This window comes from Paractinoplanes toevensis (assembly GCF_018332695.1).
GTDB classification, from domain to species: Bacteria; Actinomycetota; Actinomycetes; order Mycobacteriales; family Micromonosporaceae; genus Actinoplanes; species Actinoplanes toevensis.
Map to the genome: position 1 here is coordinate 11,390 of NZ_BOQN01000023.1, position 17,116 is coordinate 28,505.

A 17,116-nucleotide genomic window follows, 5' to 3' on the forward strand; every position below is an offset into this window, starting at 1 on the left:
ATCGGGCTGTGCCGGTGGTTCAGTCACGCCAGGTGGGACTGATGGCATCCAGGGCAGCTTCGGCGGCCTCGGCGAGGGTGCCCGCACGCAGTTTGGTGCGTTGCCGGACGAGCCAGGCCCCGATCGGGTAGCCGTCGGGGCTGGTCGTGGCCTTGGCCATGTGCAGGGTCTGATGCAGGCGGTGGTATTCGCGGGCGTGGGTCAGACCGTCGGCGAAGCTCTCGGCGAAGCTGCGGCTCCATTTCATTCCCAGCAGGTTGAGGGCGTTGATCCGATCGGCGGCGACGGTGCCTCGCTGGTGGAGCATGCGTTGCGCGACGATGAACTGACCGAGCCGGTAGCCGTCGGCATCGACATAGTGGGCCGGGACCCTCAGGTGGCCTGTCCGTGCGTGGTAGGCGATGGCGTGGCTGATGCCGCGCTCCCACATCGCCTGGTAGGGATCCCATTCGATGCCCAGCCGTTGCAGAGCGGCGGCGCGATCGGCATCCAGTTGGCCGGCGTTGAACTTCTTGCGCTGCAGGCGGATCCATTGGCCAAGCCGGTAGCCGCTGTCCGTGACGTAGTCGGGAGGAACCCGAAGATGGCCTTCCCGGGCCCGGTATTGCGCGGCGTGCAGCAGGCCGGTCTCCCAGCGGGCACCGCGGGGGTCCCAGAGCATGCCGAGGGTGTCCAATGCGCGGATCCGTGCGGCAGGGAGCTGGCCGCGGCGGCGTGCTTTGCGTTGGTGGTGGATCCAGGAGCCGAGCCGGTAGCCCGTGCTGGTGACGTGATCGACGTGGACGAACAGGTGCCCGTGCTCGGCGTGGTATTGGGCGGCGGCGCCGTAGCCCTCCCACCACGGTGAGGTTGTCGCGGTGACCAGTCGCACGGTCAGGTGGCGCAGGTAGTTGTCGATGTCGTAGCCGTCGGGAAGCCGGACCACGATCTTGTCGGGGAGGGCGGTGGCGGATGTGGTGGCCATGCCGCGGCGTTGCAGGTCGAGGGCTGCGGCGAGCGCGTCGTCGTGGGCGCGTAACGCGCGGACGACCTGCCAGACGGTGGCGTAGCCGTCGGCGTCGGCCTGTGCCGACAACTCTGCGTCGTCGTCGACCAGGACCGGGATGAGGATGGTGGCCACACCTGTGCCGTCGCGGTTGCGGCGTAGGGCACGTCCGACACCTTGGATGACCTCGGTGACCGAGGACTTGGGGTGGCTGAACGCCACCGAGTCGATGGCGGGCACGTCGATTCCTTCGCCGAGGCAGCGCACGTTGGACAGCACGGTCCAGCCGTCGTCGGGCGGATGCGCGAGGTCGGTGAGAAACTCCCGCCGCTGGGCGGCGTTGTGTCGCCCGTCGACGTGGTGGCAGGTCAACTTGGGCATCGGCTGCTGCGGGTCGTGCAGGGCCGCGGCGATCGGCGCCAACGCGGCGACCAGAGCGCGCGACGCCGCGATGCGGGGGGCGTAGACGATGGTCCTGCGCAGGTCGAACTCCGCGGCGGCGCGACTCAACGCCGCCGCGACCATCGCCGTTCGCAGCGGCCCGTCACCACCGGTACGCAGGCCCGGTGGCGCGGTCAGGTCGCGCAGCAGGGGCAGGATCTCGGCGCGGCTGACCCCGACGACGGCGATGCGGTAGTCGTCGAGCCAGCCGTCGGCGATGGCCTGAGCGAACGTGTACCGGTAAAGGACCGGGCCGAACACCTCAGGGTCGTCCATCGACAGCGCGTTGTCGTCGTCGGTGTCATCGACGCGTGGGGTTGCCGTCAGGTACAGCCGCCGCCGGGCTGGGAAGGTGTGATCGGTGTGCAGCCCGGCGAGCTGTTTGCCGTCGTGGCCGGCGCTGTGGTGCGCCTCGTCGACGACCAGGATGTCGGCGGTCTCGCCTGCCTGCAGCAGCGCCTGGCCGAGTAGCTGGGCCGAGCGGTGGGTGGTGACGATCAGCCGGACACCGGCGGCGGCAGTGCGTAACCAGGCGGTGATGGTGTCGACGTCGGTGGCGACGGTCGTGGGTAGATCTTGGGGGTGAACGGCGGTGTCGGCCACGGCGTCGTCGCCGCAGACGGCCAGGGTGGCTGTGGCGGTGGGGCTGAGCACGGCGAGGGCTTGCCCGACCAGAGCCACGGTCGGGCAGGCCACTACGACGATCCTGCCGGTCGGGCACAGCCGGGTGGCGATATGCGCGGCGGTGATGGTCTTGCCGGTGCCGCATGCGGCGTGGATCTGTCCGCGGCCGCTGTCGCGGAGGTGGTTGACGGCGGCGTCGACGGCGGGGCATTGCCAGCCGACAGTGTCCGGCAGAGCGTTGGCGCCGACCCGTAGCGGACCGGGTCCGGTCATCGGCGGCGTCCGATGGTGCCGGTGGCCGTAGCCGTTAGCTGCTGATGCGCCCTGCTTTTCGCGGCTGTGCGAGCGCGAGGAGGACAGGCGAGGTGTGGTCGTGACATGGGCAGTGGTCCTTTCGTCGGCAGGTCGGCGAGACCGAGCCGGCCGCCCGGTCTGCTCACCGCGGGTAGCCGCCGACCGGGGTGGTCGCCGGTAGGCGTCGATCGACGCGTGGTGTGCGGGGAAGATCAAGTGCTCAGGTGGTGGTCCACCCAGTCGGTGATGACGGCGTTGGTGTCGACCCCGCCCGGTGTGGCCCGCTGGTCCTCGCGGGTGTCGAACGCGATGTCGATGGCGGTGCCGGTGTCGGTGGCGCGCACGGCGTTGTCGATGAGCTCGGCGGCGGCGTCGAAGGCGTCTTCGGCGGTCTCGGCGGTGACTTCGCAGACCATCGGCAGGCTGAGGTGAACCCGCCAGCGGCGCGGCAGCGGCGGCTCCCGAAGGCTTCGAGCATGCTGTTGGCCACCTCGATGTCGAGGCGCCCGTCGTTGACGGCGGCGGCGAACTGTTCACCGATGCGGTATTGCAGGCGCCGCACGACGGTGAGCAGCCGCTGCAGTCGCTCGGCGTCGCGGGATTCGGATCCGGCGGCAGGCTGGGTGGGCGCGGGGCCGGTGTCGCTCATGCCGGCACGCCGGGGCAGGTGAGGCGGGTGACCGCAGCGGCAAGTGCCGACAGCCCGGCGGTTGCGATGACTCGTGCGGGTCAGGCCGATCGTTGAGGTGGGCGACGGGACACGTCTCGCCCGGTGCCAGGCTCAGCTGGTAGGAGCGGCCGTCGACATCAACACCGTCGATGCGTACTACCTGCTGCGGGAGGCCGGTGGACACGTCGATGTCGGTGTAGCGGGCCGCCCACGTCAGGGCCCGGTCACCGACCGAGGCCCGGTCGCCTGCGGCTCGCAGCGTGTGGACGGCCTGCAGGATCGGGTGACTGGCGCCGTGGCGGCTGAGCGCCTCGGCGGTGTCGCGCAGCAGCAGCGCCAACGGATGGCGCGAGGCCGTGCCGTGCGGCAGCGGGATCTGCAGCGTGCGCCGCAGCCGCAGGCCGGCGGTGGCGCGGTGCTCGTCGAGCACCACCAGCAGCACGGGGGCCTGGGTCAGACGGTGGACGACGAGGGTGCGGCTCGCGGCTGGGACGACGGCGGCCACGAGGTATTCGGTGATGGCGTGGACAGTGTCGAAGAACAACACGGTGGGACGCTCCGATCGCGCAGAAGGGGGTGGAGATAGATGGGTATGCAGACAGGAAGGCCCCGCAGCCGATGGCTGCGGGGCCTTCCTTAGTTCTTGGGGTGTTGGTTTTCTACGTTGGCCGGTGGCGGGCTCCGGCCCGGCCACGGGGGTGGGACTTAGCGGTGGTTCAGTGCGGTGCTCGTGGCTGTGGCAACGATGAGCTCCGCGACGTTGGTAGCGGCAAGGTCATCATTGGCGGTGGGTGCGGTGCTGGCCGTACCAGGCGACGGCTCTGACCGCCGCCCAGCCGGCGCAGCGTGGCGCGAGGCGGGCCGCGATGGCATACACCCTCGATCGATCCGATGTGGCCGCCAGGGTGCGGGGGAGCTTGGCCAAATCCTCGGCAAGCGTCCATGACGTCAGCAGGTCGCCGTGGCAGAGCACGAACCCCTCGAACTCGACGCGCTCCTGCACGCGCAAACGTGCCACGAGCAGGTAGTAGGGCTCCTCGAACTCTGGATCGAGCCGAAGGCCGTCCGGTGCGGTCGAGTCGGTGTGTACCTGGGTGGCTATCTCTGCGGTTCTGGACACCGTTTGAACGGCGCTCTTGACACCGCTTGATCGTCGGTCGATTTCGTGTCTGCGAGTATTGACACCACGGCGCAGCGGTCGGGACGCGGTACGCGACTACGCGTCGAAACCTTCGGCGCGTAGAGCAGCACGTAGCTCGGTTACGGCGTCAAGCGCCCGGCTGAGGTTGGCCTCGGCTTGTGCAATGAGCGTTTTGATCTCGCCGGCCTCGTTCACGGGCAGGAATCGCAGCTTGATCGCGGCCGCGGCCGCGGCCAGTGAATCGGCGATGACGGCGCCGCGCGGGTCTCCTGGATCTATCGAGTCGATGGTGTGCTGCAGGCGTTCGTGGATAAGCACCGCCCATCCCTGAACGACTGCTTCCTCGCTGCCGGCGGTCAGCCCATGGAGGGTCGCCCTATAGCCTTTGAGGAAGCTGTCAGATTCTGTGCCGGCCGCGGCGACTTCCGCGAGTGCGAGCAACGCACCGACGCGGTAGCCCCGGTCTTGAGGTAGGTCATCGACGGTCACATGAGGCGGCTTTCCGCGGAGTGCGTCGAGCGCTGTGCGCAGGCGAGAGTCGTCGATGAGGGTGTCTCCGAGAGGCAGGGGCACGGATGTTTACTCCTTACGCACGTCTGTGGCTGGTCGGTCGTGGTGCAGTTCAACAATCGGCGAACGATACGGTGGCGTTGCCTCTGAACATAACGAACTCCTTTGTCCGGCTCCCTACGCGGCCCCACCGGCTCCGGCCAATCCGTGACGGCGGACGGGAGTGCGGTCAAAACTCGCGGAGATTGATCAACGGCGGAACCGATCAATGGAGCCAAGACTCACGGGCCGCTGGTGTCGCAACTCGCGAGCAAAGCCACCTGGGCCAGGGCGGAGCCGAGCACGATGTCTGTCATTTGCCATCGAGGTGTGTCCGTCGTGCCAGCGAACTCTGTCCCGGCGAAGGTTTCTGCCAGCGAAGTTTGTCAGCGATGGTTGCAACGAGGCATCGTGTGGAGCTCGCTAGTCGTCCTGGTCGAACTCGAAGTCCCTGAGCGTGGCGACGAGGTCGACGCCGTCGGGAGCCCAGGTGTCCAGGTAGCCCTCGCCTTGGCGCTGGTACGCCATCCACTTCAAGGCCTGCTCGAACTGCTGGACGGCGATGCCGTTGGCGATCGCCTGTTCCGCGATCTCGATGACCCGCGTCTGTGCGCCGATCATGGACACCTGGTCCATGGCGATGCGCACGATGACCCGGTCATCGGGCCGACCTGTCGCGGCGCGCTCGGAGGCGAGCGTAGTGAGTCGGATGGAGTCAGCTTCGAGGCGCTCGCGGAGCCAGGTGGTCAGGTCGTCAGTCATCCGGCACATGCTGCCAGCTGAGGAAGATCGATGCGACACCATAGCCCGCCTGTGCGGCAGCGCGAGCCCGTCGCCTCTGCGAACTCGATCTCGAATCCAACACGGCCAGCCACATCTTCGCCGGCCTGGATCTGCGGCTCAGATCGATCGTCTTGACGCCAAGGACAAACTTCGCTGGCAGAGACCTTCGCCGGGACAGAGTTCGCTGGCACGACGGACACACCTCGATGGCAAAGGACAATGTCACCCACGCCCTGACGCTCGGGGTGCAACCCGCGACAGAGTCCGGCGAGGAGGACCAGGTCAGGGCGGGCACGCGACAGGCAGCGTACGGCGTCGTGCACGGTGTCACCGGGCTCGGCGACCTTCAGGTAGAGCCGCGCCCGGCTGTACGTCGCTAGGTACTCGACACCGTGCCGCTGCCGCCAGAACCGAGGTTTGCGTTGCCCTGCAGTAGCGGCTCGCATCGCGGTGGCCTCAACGGGGAGTTCCACGACGATCAAGATCCGGTTGGTTCGCCGCCGGCCCACCCACGCCGTCACTTCCTCGACGAGCCCGGACCTATGGACGGCGAACCGCAGAATGATCAGAATCGCCAGGGCGAAGGTGGAGACGCTGATCAAGGAGTAGAGCAGCGAGCCGGCCTGGTCGACAGTGATGCTCGTTCCTACGTCGTGGTCGATGGTCATAACCTTTCAGCTCTTGCGTCGACGGTAGCGGCGCTGCACGTCGCCGTACGGCTGCACCGCCTCGAAGACATCGATCAAGGAGCATCGGAGGCGGGTGAAGGTAACTGCGACGTCCGCCTCCGGGCTCATCGGCACGGTGGTCGGTCAGGCGCCGGTACGGGCCAGTTGGAAGGTGGCCGGTTTGTCGACGGTCTGCGTCAGCAGTCCCGCGGTCGCGAGTTTGGCGCAAGCGTTGGAGACCGCGCCCTGGCTGACTCGCTTCGCGTTGGTGCCGGCGTTGTTGGCGTCGATGAGCCGGCTGAGTTCACCGACCTTGTACTGGTGGTCAGGGCGGGCCTGACAGATGGCCAAGATGGCGGCGGACAAGCTCCCTCGTGCGCGCCGTCCCCGCGTGGTCGCGTCCTTGCTGGTTCCCTCAGCGGTGGCATCACGTTGAGTGGCGGCGGGTACGCCCGGCTCCGTGTCGCCCTGGGTATCCGCAGCGGACGGGACAGCGGGTTCGACGTGCTGCCGGCTGCCGGCGTCCGACGTGACACTCTCGGACCGTTCGTCATGTCCGAAGGGCGGCTGCGCGGCGGGCTCGGACCGGCTCGTTGGGTCGTCGGCCATCGGGGTGGACGGGGCGGTGTCCGGGCTGTCGGACGGTGCCGCCGTGGCCGCTGTCGTGGCCGTCGTGGCCTTCGCGATGTCGGGTTCCGGCTGGTCAGCGGGGTGCGGCGCGGGGTCGGTCTGCGCATGGTGGGGCTCTGCGGTCGCGGTGGCGGCACGGCCGGCGTCGGTCAGCCGCCACAGCGTGCGTCCGTCGCTGGTGCGGACTCGCTCGGCTTGCCCGGTGTCCTCCCAGGTGCGCAGCTTCGCGGTGGTGGTGGAGTAGGCGACGCCGACGTGCGCGGCGATGGCCGCGGCGGTGGTCTCGCCGAGTTCGGCCAGCGCGGCGAGCACGCGGATGGTGGTGTGTGCTCCCGGAGACGATGTCTCGGTCATGGTCAGTTTCCTTTCGTCCGTGGTCTGAGTCGTGCGTCAGTGCCACCGGACGCTCACCGGGGCCGTTGGTCAGCGTCCCGGTGAGCGCCTGGCGGTGGTGGTTCAGGCGGTCGCGTTGCTGATCAGCGCTGCTCGGCGGTGTGCCGGGCCGCGTCAGGACGTGGTGCCGAAGAGTGAGGCAGGTTCATCCAGTGGGTGCCGGTCCAGATCAGCCACTGTGTCGCCGCAGCCGTGCCGGACTCGGCGGCGAGTCGGCGCCCCAGCTCGGATAGCTCGGCCCAGCCACGGGGAGCCGGTCTGACGGGGCGCAGGGACAGGGTGTGGCCGGTGTCGTCGACCAGCCGCAGCTGGCCTGCACCCTCGGCCTGCGATTGCGCGACGGCCTGCGCCAGGTAGTACTCGTCGGCGAGGGCGTCCATCAGCCGTGGCATGGTGACGGGCCGGCCCTGGTAGCGGCACCCGGCCAGGTATCGGCTGAGGAGGTCCTGGTTTGTCTCGGGGTGGGTCAGCACCACGTCGGTGCCGCCGCTGGCACCGTCGTTGCCGACCGTGCCGATCCGCTGGTCGTCGAGCATCAGCGCGGCGACGTACGCGAGGTCACCCGATACCGGCCACAGCCGCAGCATGCGCAGGTATAGCCGGTTGTGCGGGACCCGCATGCCGGGGGTGTGGCGCAGCATCTCGAACTGCTGCTGCTCGCCCGCCTCGGGTAGGTCGCCCACGATGCGGTCACAGGCGTACGGGTCGACCGCATCCCAGCACCAGTTCCAGCCCATCACCACGTACCGGCCGTCGATGTCGGCTTCGATACGTTCGATGGCCTGCGGATCGTCGTACATGGCCCGCTGGTCGGCGACGATGACGTCGCCGTCGAACCGCAGGTCTGCCAGAGACTGGCCGACCTGCTGGTTCAGGTCGGCCTCGGGGACGCCCTGGTCGCGCAGAGACTGCTGGTACTCGTCACGTTGGTGGCGCTGGTCGGCGACGATCGCTTCGGCGACCGGCCGGGTGCAGGAGAACACGGCCCACCCGTTCCACCGGTCGATGAGGGTGCCGACGAACCCGACACCGATGCGCTGAGATCCGTCGGAGCCCTCGGTCCAGGCCCAGTCGCCGGAGAACACGCCGACGCTGCCGATCCGGACCTTGTCCGGGTGCAGGTAGGACACGTCGCGGCCGGTCGGGCTGGAGGCCAGCCCGCACAGCTCGGTCACCCGGGTAAGCACGGCGGTGTCGAACGTGTCGCGGTAGGCGTCGATCGCCTCCTCGCGTTGGTGGTCGTTGAGGCTTTCCCACGCGGCGACGTCGCCGGCCGCGTCCGTGTACAGGTCGGCCTCGCTCGTGCTGCCCGCCTCCTGACCGAATAGATCGAGGCCAGGCAATGTGTCGAGAACGGCGGGGTCGCCGTCCTTGATGCCCGTGAGGACGCGCCGGGCGGCGGGACGTACATCGCCGGTTGCTCGGCCGCCGATGATGTCCTGGGCCCACCAGTCGGCGGCGGTCGCACCCGCCACGGCCCCGGCGTTGCGTAGCTGCCGCAGCGCTGTCGCCCACGAGGCGACCTCGGGTTGGGCGGTGTTGTCCCCGCCGGGCACGGCGGTGATGCGGTCGCCGGCGTCCAGGCACATCGACAGCGTGGAGCCGCTGTCCCAGTCGACGTAGACGGTCTGCTGTTGTTCGTCATGACGGCGCACGGTGCCGGTGTCACCGGGCCGCAGGTCGGTGTGCGGGTCGTTGGTGTGCTCGAGGCGGACCCGTTGCCCGGGTCGGAAGGTGCTCACGGCTGAGGTCTCCTTGCTCATGAGGTTCGGGACTGCGAGGTGGGCCTGCGCGATGCCGCATCCGGCGGCGTCGCACTCTGTGGGTCGAAAGCGATGGCGCCCTCGGCGACGGCAGCCGGATCTGTCGCCGCCGCGCAGAAGGACTGCGACGTGAGGGCGTGTTCGGCTGAGGCGGCGCGGTTGCGCTGAGGGCGCACGGTGCGCGGCGTCCTCGACCGGATGCGGCGCGGGTCGAGGAATGAGGCGGGCCGCGAAGGGCCGGTTCCCTTGAGTCACCGCGGCGCGGCTGCTTCCAGCTTCGGAAGCTGACTGGTCCATGAGATCGGCTCGGGTGAGGCCGGATGTCGACCTCACCCGCCGGGTCATGGCAGTGCGCGAGACAGTTGCACGGTCACCGTTTCTGGTGTGACGCGCAGCAGCAGGTACCGGTAGTGCTCTCGGTTGCCTTGCCGGAGTAGCTCGAGAACGGACTGACCGTGGGCGCCGTAGGGATCGTTGAGGTGCAGCTGCTCGCTGAAGTCGTCGCCGCCCAGCGGGGTGTCGGTGGCGTCGGGGTGGTCATCGCCGGGGGCCCAACCGTGGGCGTAGGCGACGAGGTTGGGGCTGCCGTCGTCGCCGGGCAGGGCGGGCCGGCCGGTGGACATCAGGTAGGTGCCCCAGTCCTTCGCCCAGACCAGACCGCCGGGGCAGTCTTTGCCCTCGTCGCCGTCGCAAAATGCGGGGGCGTGCTGGTCGCAGTCCAGGGCGTGTTCGGCGAGGCGCAGCGCCAGTCGCAGGTCGAAGTACAGGTCGAGGCGGTCAGTCACGGGTCCGGTACACCCTTCCGATCGGGCGCTGCGCCGGTTCGGTCGTATCGCGGGGCAGATCCCGCGAACGGGGTCCACCACCGACGCCGAGGGCTTCGGTGGTGGCGCCGTGAACGGTGGCTCGCCCGCGCCGTTTCGCCTGGTACATGGCGAGGTCGGCGGTGTGCAGCAGGTCGCGGACGCTGGTCCCGAGACCGGCGGTGGCGTGCCCGACGCTGGCGGTCACCGTGATGGCGCGGTTGCTGGTGCGCACCGGGGCGCGGGTGATGACGCGCAGGGCGGCGTGGGCGGCGGCGGCGCTGTGCTCGGTACCGCCGTCGACGACCAGGGCGAATTCGTCGCCGGACAATCTGGCGGCGAACAACACTGGTCGGGTCAGGGTGTCCAGGCGGTTCGCGATCTCGGCGAGGACGTCGTTGCCGTGTTCGTGGCCGTAGATGTCGTTGATCGCTTTAAACCGGTCGAGGTCGATCAGGACCAGCCCGATACTGCGGCCCTGGCGCAGCGCTTTGCGCAGGTAGGTGGTGACGGCATGGCGGTTGGCCAGGCCGGTGGTGGAGTCGTGGGTGGCTTGGTAGCGGGACCGGCGCAGCTGGACGTGGAGCCGGATGTTCACGCCGAGGACGGCGAGCAGAGCCGCGCTCAGGCACACGAGGATGAGGTGTTGCCAGGTCTGGAACACTGGACTCGCTCCTTGCTGGTTAAGGAGCACCGGGTCGACCGTCGAGACCGTCGAAGTGTTGACGGCCGGCCCGGGCTGATGGACGGTGTCAGTCGGTTTCGGCCGCAGGCGGCGCGGCCTGGTAGGTGGCGTGCGTGGCCTCGACCTGCACGGCGAGGCCGTCGTTAACGAGTTTGGTCGCGGCGTTGGCGACGGCACCCGCGCCGGCCTTGTTCGTGCCGTCAGGCGCGGCGGCGTCGATGGCCCTGCGGATCTCGTCGACCTTGAACCCGCGATCCGGCTCATCAGTCAGGACTTTCAGCACGGCGGCGCGCAGGGCGCCCTTCTCGCGGCGCGGCTGCGTCGGTTTGCGGTAGGCCCGGGTGCCCGCCGGGCGGTCGTCGTCGCGCCGGGGCTCGGTGTCGTCCTGCGGCGGTTCGGCCCCGTCAGCGGGCGCGGCTGCGTCGATTTGCGTCGCTACGGTGCCGGTCTGAACTGGCGGCTCATCGGTGTTGCCGTCGCCGGGGTCGTCGGTGCTCGCCTTTGCCGCATCAGCGGTGTCGTCTGGTTGTTCGGTGTCCGTCGTCTCCGGCGACTTGGGCAGGTCGGTCGCTGCGGTGTCAGCACTCGGCGGCTCGGCGTCGTCGGGCGCTACCGAACTGCCGGCACGGGTCGGGGCGTTCCTGTCGTGGTCGGAGGTGCTGCTGGCGGTCAGGTGCCACTGGGTGCGCCCGTCGGCCTCGGTCTTGGTGGCCTGCTGGTCGGCCAGCAGGGCGCGCAGGATGGGCGTGACGGTGGAGTACCCGAGCGAGGCGGCTTCGGCGATCTGCTTCGCCGTGGCGGGCTGCTGCATCGACCACATCGCGGTAACGACCTTCTGCGACGCCGTGGCTGCGGGACGCGGGGTGTCGGACATGATGAGATTCGGCTCCAATCTGGATGGGCGTGGACTTGATCCACGCTTCGTTGCGGGATTTGTTCAAGTCGTGCGCTGCCGCCGCGTCCGCATCGGCGAACGTGGTGGGGTTGTGCGGCGGCGGACCGCCGGTTCTCGGCTGCGCGGTGAACGGGCCCTTGGCCTCGGTCGGCGATGAGGGCCGAGACCGTGACGGGAGGCTCAGTGCTCGGTGAACGGCGCTGCGGTGTCCCGCTGGTCACCGATGGGCGCCGGTGCGAGGTGTAGCAAGGTGGCGACCTGCCCGACGGTGAAGTCACCGAGCAGGCATCCGTGCTGTTCTCCGTCGCGGTCGGTGACCATGGACGCGTTGGCGTAGACGGTCACGACGACGGTGCCGTCCTGGACCAGGCGGCGCAGGATGGTGCCGAGGTGGTCGGCCAGCTCGGCGATCTGCTTCTGGTCGTGCCGGGCCGCTGCGATCGCGGGATGCGCCTGAACGTCGGTGAAGTCACCGACGACGTCGGCGAGCATGTCCGCCATGAAATTGGGCGGATAGCGCTCGGCGATCCATTCTTCGGTGGGCATGTGCGGTGCACCTTTCCGGGTGGAGGAGAAAACCCGGGCACGGCCGCATGGCCGTGCCCGGGGCTGCGCGGGAGTGCGCGGATGGGCCGGGCTACGGCCGGGTCATGCGGTATCAGGGCGGGCAGCGCTGCGGAATCAGGTCAGCGCCGGGCCTTCGAATGCGGCGCCGAGGCGGCGCGGGCTGACCGAGCCCCGTACGGTCGACGACCGCAGAGGGTCGGCTCGGACTCAGGGGTACGCCGATAGGGGCGCAGACGCCTGTCCCGTGCGCTGATCGGAGCGTTTGCCGGCTCAGCTGTTCAGGGTGCCGGGTTCGGCGGTGATACCTCGACGAATCCCCACAGCCGTCCGATGACCTGCAGTTGCCACGTGGAGTAGCGGTCGGCGAACCCCCGGCAGATCGCAGGTGGAACAGGGCTTTCGGCGTAGGGCAGGGTCTCGTGGCAGATGATGTACCCGCCGTCGGCGCGGGCCCCATCGACCAGTTGCCGAAGCCGGCCAGGGCCGAGGAACATCGGGTTGCCGGGACGGAAGATGCAGGTCCGGCATTGCTCGGCGAGCAGACGGGTCTTACCGAGCGTCTCGTCGGCAACACTGAGCCGCCGCGAATAGTCGGCGCTGGATCGGCCCGAGGGGTCGGACCTGTCAGTCACAGGTCTCTCCCACGCGGGTACGCCGCACACCGCCGACGCATATGACGGACCCCTCGCGCCCAGTGGGTGGACCCTGGTTCGTGAGGGCGGGTGGAGCAGTTGCTCCGCGGATACGAGCCGCAGCGCGGCAGTCCGCCTTCAATTGCTTTGCCACACCGAAAGCGTCCAGGTCAGCTTGCTGGAGTTCAGTTATCGGCATGGCGCTGCTCTCGGCGACGAGCCGCTCGAGCGAGGCGCCTCTGGACTGCTGCCAGCCGGGCAGCATCAGTACGCTGTCGCACTCCAGCATCATGCGCAGGCTGGCCCGCACCCAGCAGGGGTAGGGGTGCGAGCCTGCAGCAGTGCTCTGCTGCTCGCCGGCAGGACATGGCCCGGCATGCGCGGGATCGGTGTTGCGAGGGCTTCGCACCTGCCAGCCGCGGCCGATCACGTACTGCTCGGCGAGCATGAAGCTGCGACGGTTGTAGTCGGGGTAGCCGGTCATAGGACCGGCGATGTAGACAATCATCGAAATTCTGTCCTTTCGGAAAGGGCTGGCGCCGTATCGGCGCTGCATAACTGCGCGTGCCGAATCGGGATGCGTCAAGGCCGATGGCATCTATTGGCGTTGCGAGTCGCCCGCCGAATCGGGGAAGGCGTCGAGACGGTAGCCGACACGGTTGCGCAGGATGTCCTTGTACTGCGGGGTGTCAGCCGGTTGCGGCAGCAGGACCAGTCGAGTCGGGTCGACCTCGGTGAGTGCGGCTCCGGGTAGCAGCAGGGCGTATTCGCCACCGGGTCGGATGAGTGTGTATGCGTCGAAGTCGTCGCTGATGATGTACGGCTGGTCGGGATCAGCGTCGTCCTCTCTGCTGTCCGGGTCGGTGATCAGTACGACCGAACCGATGACCAGGCGGGCCGGGTCAGCAGTGCGGTGGCCGGCGACGATCGCGACACTCCAGGCGGCTGGCTCGAAGTGCTCGGCGTCGTTGATCTGTCGTTGCCCGGTGAGCAGCTGTTCGAAGATGTCGTGAAGCTCGAGGGGTGTGGTTCCGTCAGGGTTTGAGCTGAGCCAGGTGTAGCCACGGGAATCCACGAATATGTCGGGAAGGGCGGATCGACGCTGGTCGGTGGGCTGGGTCAGGTGGCGCCAGTCGGCGAGCAGGAGGGGTAAGGGCACGATGTCGCCGGGGTGGGCTTTCCATTGGCTGCTGCCGGCGAGCAGGGTGCCGGCGTGGCGTCCGAGGCTCTCGGCGTCGCTGCAATGAGGGCACGGCTGTTGGTCCAGCTCGGCGGGGATTTCACACATCTCACAGGGCTGCCAGTTCGCCGGATCAATCTGCGGCGTGTACGTGGGGTCCCAGATGCCGGTGAACATGCCACCGAGCCGGTATTTGTCGATGATGTTGGGCATGAGGTGCTGCATGGGGCCAGCGAGGTGCGTATCGATGGTGTCGACGGTGGTGTCGGCGGGGACGAGCGCCGCTATCAGGAACATATCCGATTGCATGTGATTATCTCCTTGTAGCAATTTTCTGGAATGCGATGACGGACTTCGATAAAGGGGTTACGCTTCAATTCATTTCGCCTAGCGGAGCACCATTCCTGATCATGAAAGGGATTGGATTTATCGCCCCGGCCGTGGATTCGTCCGCGTTGGTGTGTACCTCGAAGTGAAGGTGCGGGCCGGAGGAGTGGCCGGTGCTGCCGACGACCCCGATGGGTTGTCCGGCGACGACGGCGGCGCCGACGACAACGGCGGGTGGCCGTCCCATGTGGCAGTAGCGGGTGATGATGCCGGCGGCGTGGGCGATGTCGACGTACCAACCACAGCCCCTGGTCAACTCCGGGCTGCCGTCGCGATCGCAACCCCACTCGCTGCCGTCGCGGGCATCGATGGCGTTGCACCGGACCCGGATGACCTTGCCGGCCGACGCGGCGCGGATGGTGAAGCCCCGGGGTGCGATGAGGTCCACACCGTCGTGGCCGGGCCTGCCGCTGGTACGGAATCCGGAGCCGACGGGCGCGTTGACCGGCTGGGTCCAGGCGCCGGTCGCGAAGCAGCCATCAGGATCCGCACCGGCGAGGGCGTTGACCAGGGCGGTGGCCGCGGCCTCGTGTTTGGCGTAGGCGTCGGGGTAGGCGCTGTGTTGTACCGCTTGCGCGGCCTCGGTCAGGGCCAGCTGTTGCCAGCCGGGTACCTGGTCCAGGGCGGCGTAGAACGTGTCGGCGGCGTAGGCGGGATCCTGCAGTTTCGCCGGGCTGCCCCATCCTTGGCTGGGTCGTTGCTGGAACAGTCCGACGGAGTCGCGGTCGCCGCCTTCCGAATTGTGCAGGCTGGACTCTTGGATGGCGGTGGCCACGGCGATCACCCACCCCCGCCGGGGTATTGGCCGGTATCGTCCCGCTGTGACGATCGCCGCGGCGTTGGCGACCTGCTCGGCGCTCCAGCCCGCCACACGAGGCAAGGAGCCGGCCGGCGCGGCGCTGGGGGATGAGGTGTTGCTGGGTGGGGTGCCGCTGGTTGAGCCGGCCGGTGACCCCGACGCGGTGGGCAGGTAGCAGCTCACGGCGGTGATGCCGTCGCCGGACCCGCCGCCGAACAGTGCGGTGACTGATCCGGTGCACAGCAGGATGACGGTGCAGGCCGTGATCGCGATCCAGGCGAGGACACGCGTGCTCATCGCGGCACCTGCGCCACCATGGTCGGTGTCCGCTCCGTAGCCGGGCGGTGTGGGGCGAGGCAGGTGACGGGTCGGAGGCGATCAGGCATGGCGGTGTCCTTCGCGGCGAGGGTGGGAGAACCGGTGACGGCGGCGACCAGCCGGATCGGAATGTGGTTGGCCGGTCACCGCGGCGCGGGCCGCACGGCCTAGCGGCACGTGAGGTGCGGCGCTGGCCAGGCCGGGTCTGATTCGGCCAGCGCGAAGCCCCGCGGCTCGGCGGAGCCGCGGAGCTCTACGGGTTTGAGGCGGTATGCGCCGGGGGCCGCTGCTGCGCGCAGGCGCAGGCGGAGGCCGGTCAGGCGGTGAGGCCGGCGTAGAACGCGGCCACGACAGCCGGATCCTGCGGATGACCGGTGCACTCCAGCGCCCCGCAGGACGGGCAGCGCTGTATGTAGCGGCCGTCGGTCCAGACGAGTTCGACAGCACCCGGGGTGCCCTCTGGCACGTGCCTCAGCTGGGGGCGGTCGACAAGGTCGTGCCCGAGCAGTACGCGCGGTCGGCGCCAGACCCGCACGGTCGCGTCGCGGTCGGCGTCGACGCGGACGGTGGGCGCGCAGTCCTGGTCGCGGTCGGCGCTGGTGTAGACCGCGACGTTGCCGAACAGGGGCACCGCAGCGCAGTACCAGCGGCACCCGTCGACGGTGAACAGTTCACCGTCGATGAGGTGGTCGACGACGCGGCCGTACGTCGGGGCGCCCGCAGGGGGCGGTCCCGGCCAGCCAATCCCGGCGCAGTGGCGGCCGTCGGCGTGGCGGCTCAGATGACCGGTGCGTACGGCGGCGGTCCGCAAACACAGCGGGCACAGGCCGTCGTAGTCCACAGCGGGGGCGGGCGCAGGGCTGCGACGCTCGTCGTGGTCGGCGTGCCGTGGGGCATCGTGGTGGGTCATGCGGCACCGGCCGGCATGTGCATGTCCGTGCGAAGCCACGGCCACAGGTGCGCGCCGACGGGGTAGTGGCCGTCGGCGTCGGGACCGATGACGTCGTAGCGGCGCAGCGCCGGGATGCCGCCGAGGTCATGTTGCTCGAAGACCTCGACGCGGTCACCGGACCAGCGCAGCACCGGCCGCGGGCCGGGTTGATGGCCGTCGGCGGCCTGCGCGGCTGCGAGGTCGAGGATCATGTGGGCCACGGTGTGGGTGTCGAAGCGGGCGATCTCACCGCCGAGGGTGTTGCGGTAGCCGTCGGCGACCAGCGCGGGGTAGGTGCCGCTGCCGGTGGTCGGGACGCAGGCGACGGCCGCCGGTAGCCAGGTGACGTCGGGCGGGTAGAGGTCGCCGCGCTGCTCGACGACGTCGAGGCGGTCGGCGCCGATCACCGGGCGGGCCCGGGTGATGTCGATGCTCAGCCAGTGGCAGCCCGCGACGGCCGCCTCGCGGAGCCAGTCGATGACCTGGATTCCGAGGCCGGGCACGCTGCGCAGGGGAAGGTAACCGCCCGCCGGGCCGGTGGGCTCGGGGCGGCGGCTGCCTGGCCGTACCCAGCTTCGGCTGCGGACGCGGTGCGGGTCACCGTCCGGGTCGTACCAGCCGGGGTCACCGTTGGAGGCGAGGGTGTCGGCGTCGCCGGTCCGGGCCCAGATCAGGGCGGGCAGGCTCGGGGCATGCGCGGTCAACTGCTCGCGGGTGAGCGCCTGCCGGGGGGTGCTGGCGGCATGCGCGGCCAGGGGTAGGACGTCGTCGAGGTGGAACCACAGCCGGTGCCGGCCGGCGCGATCGGTGGGCTGTGGTGAGGTGGCAGGGGCTGCCATGGTGAGGCTCCTTCAACTGTGGTGGGAGCCCCGGGTACGGCCGTGTGTCGGCCGCGCCCGGGAACTCACGCGGTCAGCGCGGGTGCGCGCTGGGTTCGGCCGGGCGTCGGCCGCAGTCGTGGTGCTCGTCGCATCGGAC

General features: G+C 69.3%; 19 protein-coding genes. All 19 read right to left on the reverse strand.

Features of this window, described 5'->3' with window-relative positions:
• Positions 1 to 19 precede the first annotated feature (19 nt).
• The 19 genes from Ato02nite_RS09490 to Ato02nite_RS09580 all read right to left on the reverse strand — a co-directional run bounded on the left by Ato02nite_RS09490 (position 20) and on the right by Ato02nite_RS09580 (position 16,977).
• On the reverse strand, positions 20 to 2,323 hold the full coding sequence (locus tag Ato02nite_RS09490) for a DEAD/DEAH box helicase (RefSeq protein WP_213006055.1): 2,304 nt from the start codon (positions 2,321 to 2,323) through the stop codon (positions 20 to 22).
• A gap of 233 nt (positions 2,324 to 2,556) precedes the next feature.
• Entirely contained in the window at positions 2,557 to 2,760 is a 204-nt protein-coding gene (locus tag Ato02nite_RS09495; protein WP_213006056.1) for a hypothetical protein, read from the reverse strand.
• A 117-nt stretch (positions 2,761 to 2,877) separates the two neighbouring features.
• The gene (locus Ato02nite_RS09500; protein WP_213006057.1) at positions 2,878 to 3,561 is read right to left on the reverse strand and encodes a hypothetical protein; all 684 of its coding nucleotides are present in this window, start codon (positions 3,559 to 3,561) and stop codon (positions 2,878 to 2,880) included.
• 231 nt (positions 3,562 to 3,792) lie between these two features.
• Positions 3,793 to 4,134, reverse strand: coding sequence for a hypothetical protein (locus Ato02nite_RS09505; RefSeq protein ID WP_213006058.1), 342 nt, complete (start codon positions 4,132 to 4,134; stop codon positions 3,793 to 3,795).
• A gap of 96 nt (positions 4,135 to 4,230) precedes the next feature.
• On the reverse strand, positions 4,231 to 4,644 hold the full coding sequence (locus tag Ato02nite_RS09510) for a hypothetical protein (protein WP_213006059.1): 414 nt from the start codon (positions 4,642 to 4,644) through the stop codon (positions 4,231 to 4,233).
• A 483-nt stretch (positions 4,645 to 5,127) separates the two neighbouring features.
• Complete coding sequence (locus Ato02nite_RS09515; protein WP_213006060.1) at positions 5,128 to 5,466, reverse strand: hypothetical protein; 339 nt, start codon at positions 5,464 to 5,466, stop codon at positions 5,128 to 5,130.
• A complete protein-coding gene (locus Ato02nite_RS09520; RefSeq protein WP_213006061.1) occupies positions 5,463 to 6,155 on the reverse strand; it encodes a hypothetical protein in 693 nt (230 codons plus the stop codon). Before Ato02nite_RS09520 ends, Ato02nite_RS09515 begins: the two co-directional genes overlap by 4 nt.
• Before the next feature lie 144 nt (positions 6,156 to 6,299).
• The gene (locus Ato02nite_RS09525; RefSeq protein ID WP_213006062.1) at positions 6,300 to 7,139 is read right to left on the reverse strand and encodes a MarR family winged helix-turn-helix transcriptional regulator; all 840 of its coding nucleotides are present in this window, start codon (positions 7,137 to 7,139) and stop codon (positions 6,300 to 6,302) included.
• 122 nt (positions 7,140 to 7,261) lie between these two features.
• Positions 7,262 to 8,920 (reverse strand): DUF4314 domain-containing protein, encoded by a 1,659-nt coding sequence (locus Ato02nite_RS09530; RefSeq protein WP_213006063.1) that lies wholly within the window; start codon positions 8,918 to 8,920, stop codon positions 7,262 to 7,264.
• A gap of 362 nt (positions 8,921 to 9,282) precedes the next feature.
• Positions 9,283 to 9,726, reverse strand: a complete 444-nt coding sequence (locus tag Ato02nite_RS09535; RefSeq protein ID WP_213006064.1) for a DUF3085 domain-containing protein — start codon at positions 9,724 to 9,726, stop codon at positions 9,283 to 9,285.
• Positions 9,719 to 10,408 carry a GGDEF domain-containing protein gene (locus Ato02nite_RS09540; RefSeq protein WP_213006065.1) on the reverse strand — a complete coding sequence of 230 codons (690 nt, stop codon included), beginning with the start codon at positions 10,406 to 10,408 and terminating at the stop codon, positions 9,719 to 9,721. Before Ato02nite_RS09540 ends, Ato02nite_RS09535 begins: the two co-directional genes overlap by 8 nt.
• A gap of 88 nt (positions 10,409 to 10,496) precedes the next feature.
• Positions 10,497 to 11,303, reverse strand: coding sequence for a hypothetical protein (locus tag Ato02nite_RS09545; RefSeq protein WP_213006066.1), 807 nt, complete (start codon positions 11,301 to 11,303; stop codon positions 10,497 to 10,499).
• Positions 11,304 to 11,504: 201 nt separating this feature from the next.
• Positions 11,505 to 11,870 carry a hypothetical protein gene (locus Ato02nite_RS09550; RefSeq protein WP_213006067.1) on the reverse strand — a complete coding sequence of 122 codons (366 nt, stop codon included), beginning with the start codon at positions 11,868 to 11,870 and terminating at the stop codon, positions 11,505 to 11,507.
• 299 nt (positions 11,871 to 12,169) lie between these two features.
• Complete coding sequence (locus Ato02nite_RS09555) at positions 12,170 to 12,523, reverse strand: hypothetical protein (RefSeq protein WP_213006068.1); 354 nt, start codon at positions 12,521 to 12,523, stop codon at positions 12,170 to 12,172.
• Positions 12,516 to 13,031 carry a DUF4406 domain-containing protein gene (locus tag Ato02nite_RS09560; protein ID WP_213006069.1) on the reverse strand — a complete coding sequence of 172 codons (516 nt, stop codon included), beginning with the start codon at positions 13,029 to 13,031 and terminating at the stop codon, positions 12,516 to 12,518. The genes Ato02nite_RS09555 and Ato02nite_RS09560 overlap by 8 nt, the downstream gene beginning before the upstream one ends.
• 90 nt (positions 13,032 to 13,121) lie before the next feature.
• The gene (locus Ato02nite_RS09565; RefSeq protein WP_213006070.1) at positions 13,122 to 14,012 is read right to left on the reverse strand and encodes a hypothetical protein; all 891 of its coding nucleotides are present in this window, start codon (positions 14,010 to 14,012) and stop codon (positions 13,122 to 13,124) included.
• A gap of 64 nt (positions 14,013 to 14,076) precedes the next feature.
• On the reverse strand, positions 14,077 to 15,186 hold the full coding sequence (locus Ato02nite_RS09570; RefSeq protein WP_213006071.1) for a M23 family metallopeptidase: 1,110 nt from the start codon (positions 15,184 to 15,186) through the stop codon (positions 14,077 to 14,079).
• 337 nt (positions 15,187 to 15,523) lie between these two features.
• The gene (locus Ato02nite_RS09575; RefSeq protein ID WP_213006072.1) at positions 15,524 to 16,117 is read right to left on the reverse strand and encodes a hypothetical protein; all 594 of its coding nucleotides are present in this window, start codon (positions 16,115 to 16,117) and stop codon (positions 15,524 to 15,526) included.
• On the reverse strand, positions 16,114 to 16,977 hold the full coding sequence (locus tag Ato02nite_RS09580) for a hypothetical protein (protein WP_213006073.1): 864 nt from the start codon (positions 16,975 to 16,977) through the stop codon (positions 16,114 to 16,116). Before Ato02nite_RS09580 ends, Ato02nite_RS09575 begins: the two co-directional genes overlap by 4 nt.
• Positions 16,978 to 17,116: the final 139 nt, after the last annotated feature.

Bases quoted from the DNA above. Each gene is read 5' to 3' on its own strand.
- Ato02nite_RS09565 (WP_213006070.1), bottom strand. From the start codon at position 14,012: ATGCAATCGGATATGTTCCTGATAGCGGCGCTCGTCCCCGCCGACACC.
- Ato02nite_RS09550 (WP_213006067.1), bottom strand. From the start codon at position 11,870: ATGCCCACCGAAGAATGGATCGCCGAGCGCTATCCGCCCAATTTCATG.
- Ato02nite_RS09560 (WP_213006069.1), bottom strand. From the start codon at position 13,031: ATGATTGTCTACATCGCCGGTCCTATGACCGGCTACCCCGACTACAAC.
- Ato02nite_RS09520 (WP_213006061.1), bottom strand. From the start codon at position 6,155: ATGACCATCGACCACGACGTAGGAACGAGCATCACTGTCGACCAGGCC.
- Ato02nite_RS09490 (WP_213006055.1), bottom strand. From the start codon at position 2,323: ATGACCGGACCCGGTCCGCTACGGGTCGGCGCCAACGCTCTGCCGGAC.
- Ato02nite_RS09580 (WP_213006073.1), bottom strand. From the start codon at position 16,977: ATGGCAGCCCCTGCCACCTCACCACAGCCCACCGATCGCGCCGGCCGG.
- Ato02nite_RS09515 (WP_213006060.1), bottom strand. From the start codon at position 5,466: ATGACTGACGACCTGACCACCTGGCTCCGCGAGCGCCTCGAAGCTGAC.
- Ato02nite_RS09495 (WP_213006056.1), bottom strand. From the start codon at position 2,760: ATGGTCTGCGAAGTCACCGCCGAGACCGCCGAAGACGCCTTCGACGCC.
- Ato02nite_RS09525 (WP_213006062.1), bottom strand. From the start codon at position 7,139: ATGACCGAGACATCGTCTCCGGGAGCACACACCACCATCCGCGTGCTC.
- Ato02nite_RS09545 (WP_213006066.1), bottom strand. From the start codon at position 11,303: ATGTCCGACACCCCGCGTCCCGCAGCCACGGCGTCGCAGAAGGTCGTT.
- Ato02nite_RS09575 (WP_213006072.1), bottom strand. From the start codon at position 16,117: ATGACCCACCACGATGCCCCACGGCACGCCGACCACGACGAGCGTCGC.
- Ato02nite_RS09570 (WP_213006071.1), bottom strand. From the start codon at position 15,186: ATGAGCACGCGTGTCCTCGCCTGGATCGCGATCACGGCCTGCACCGTC.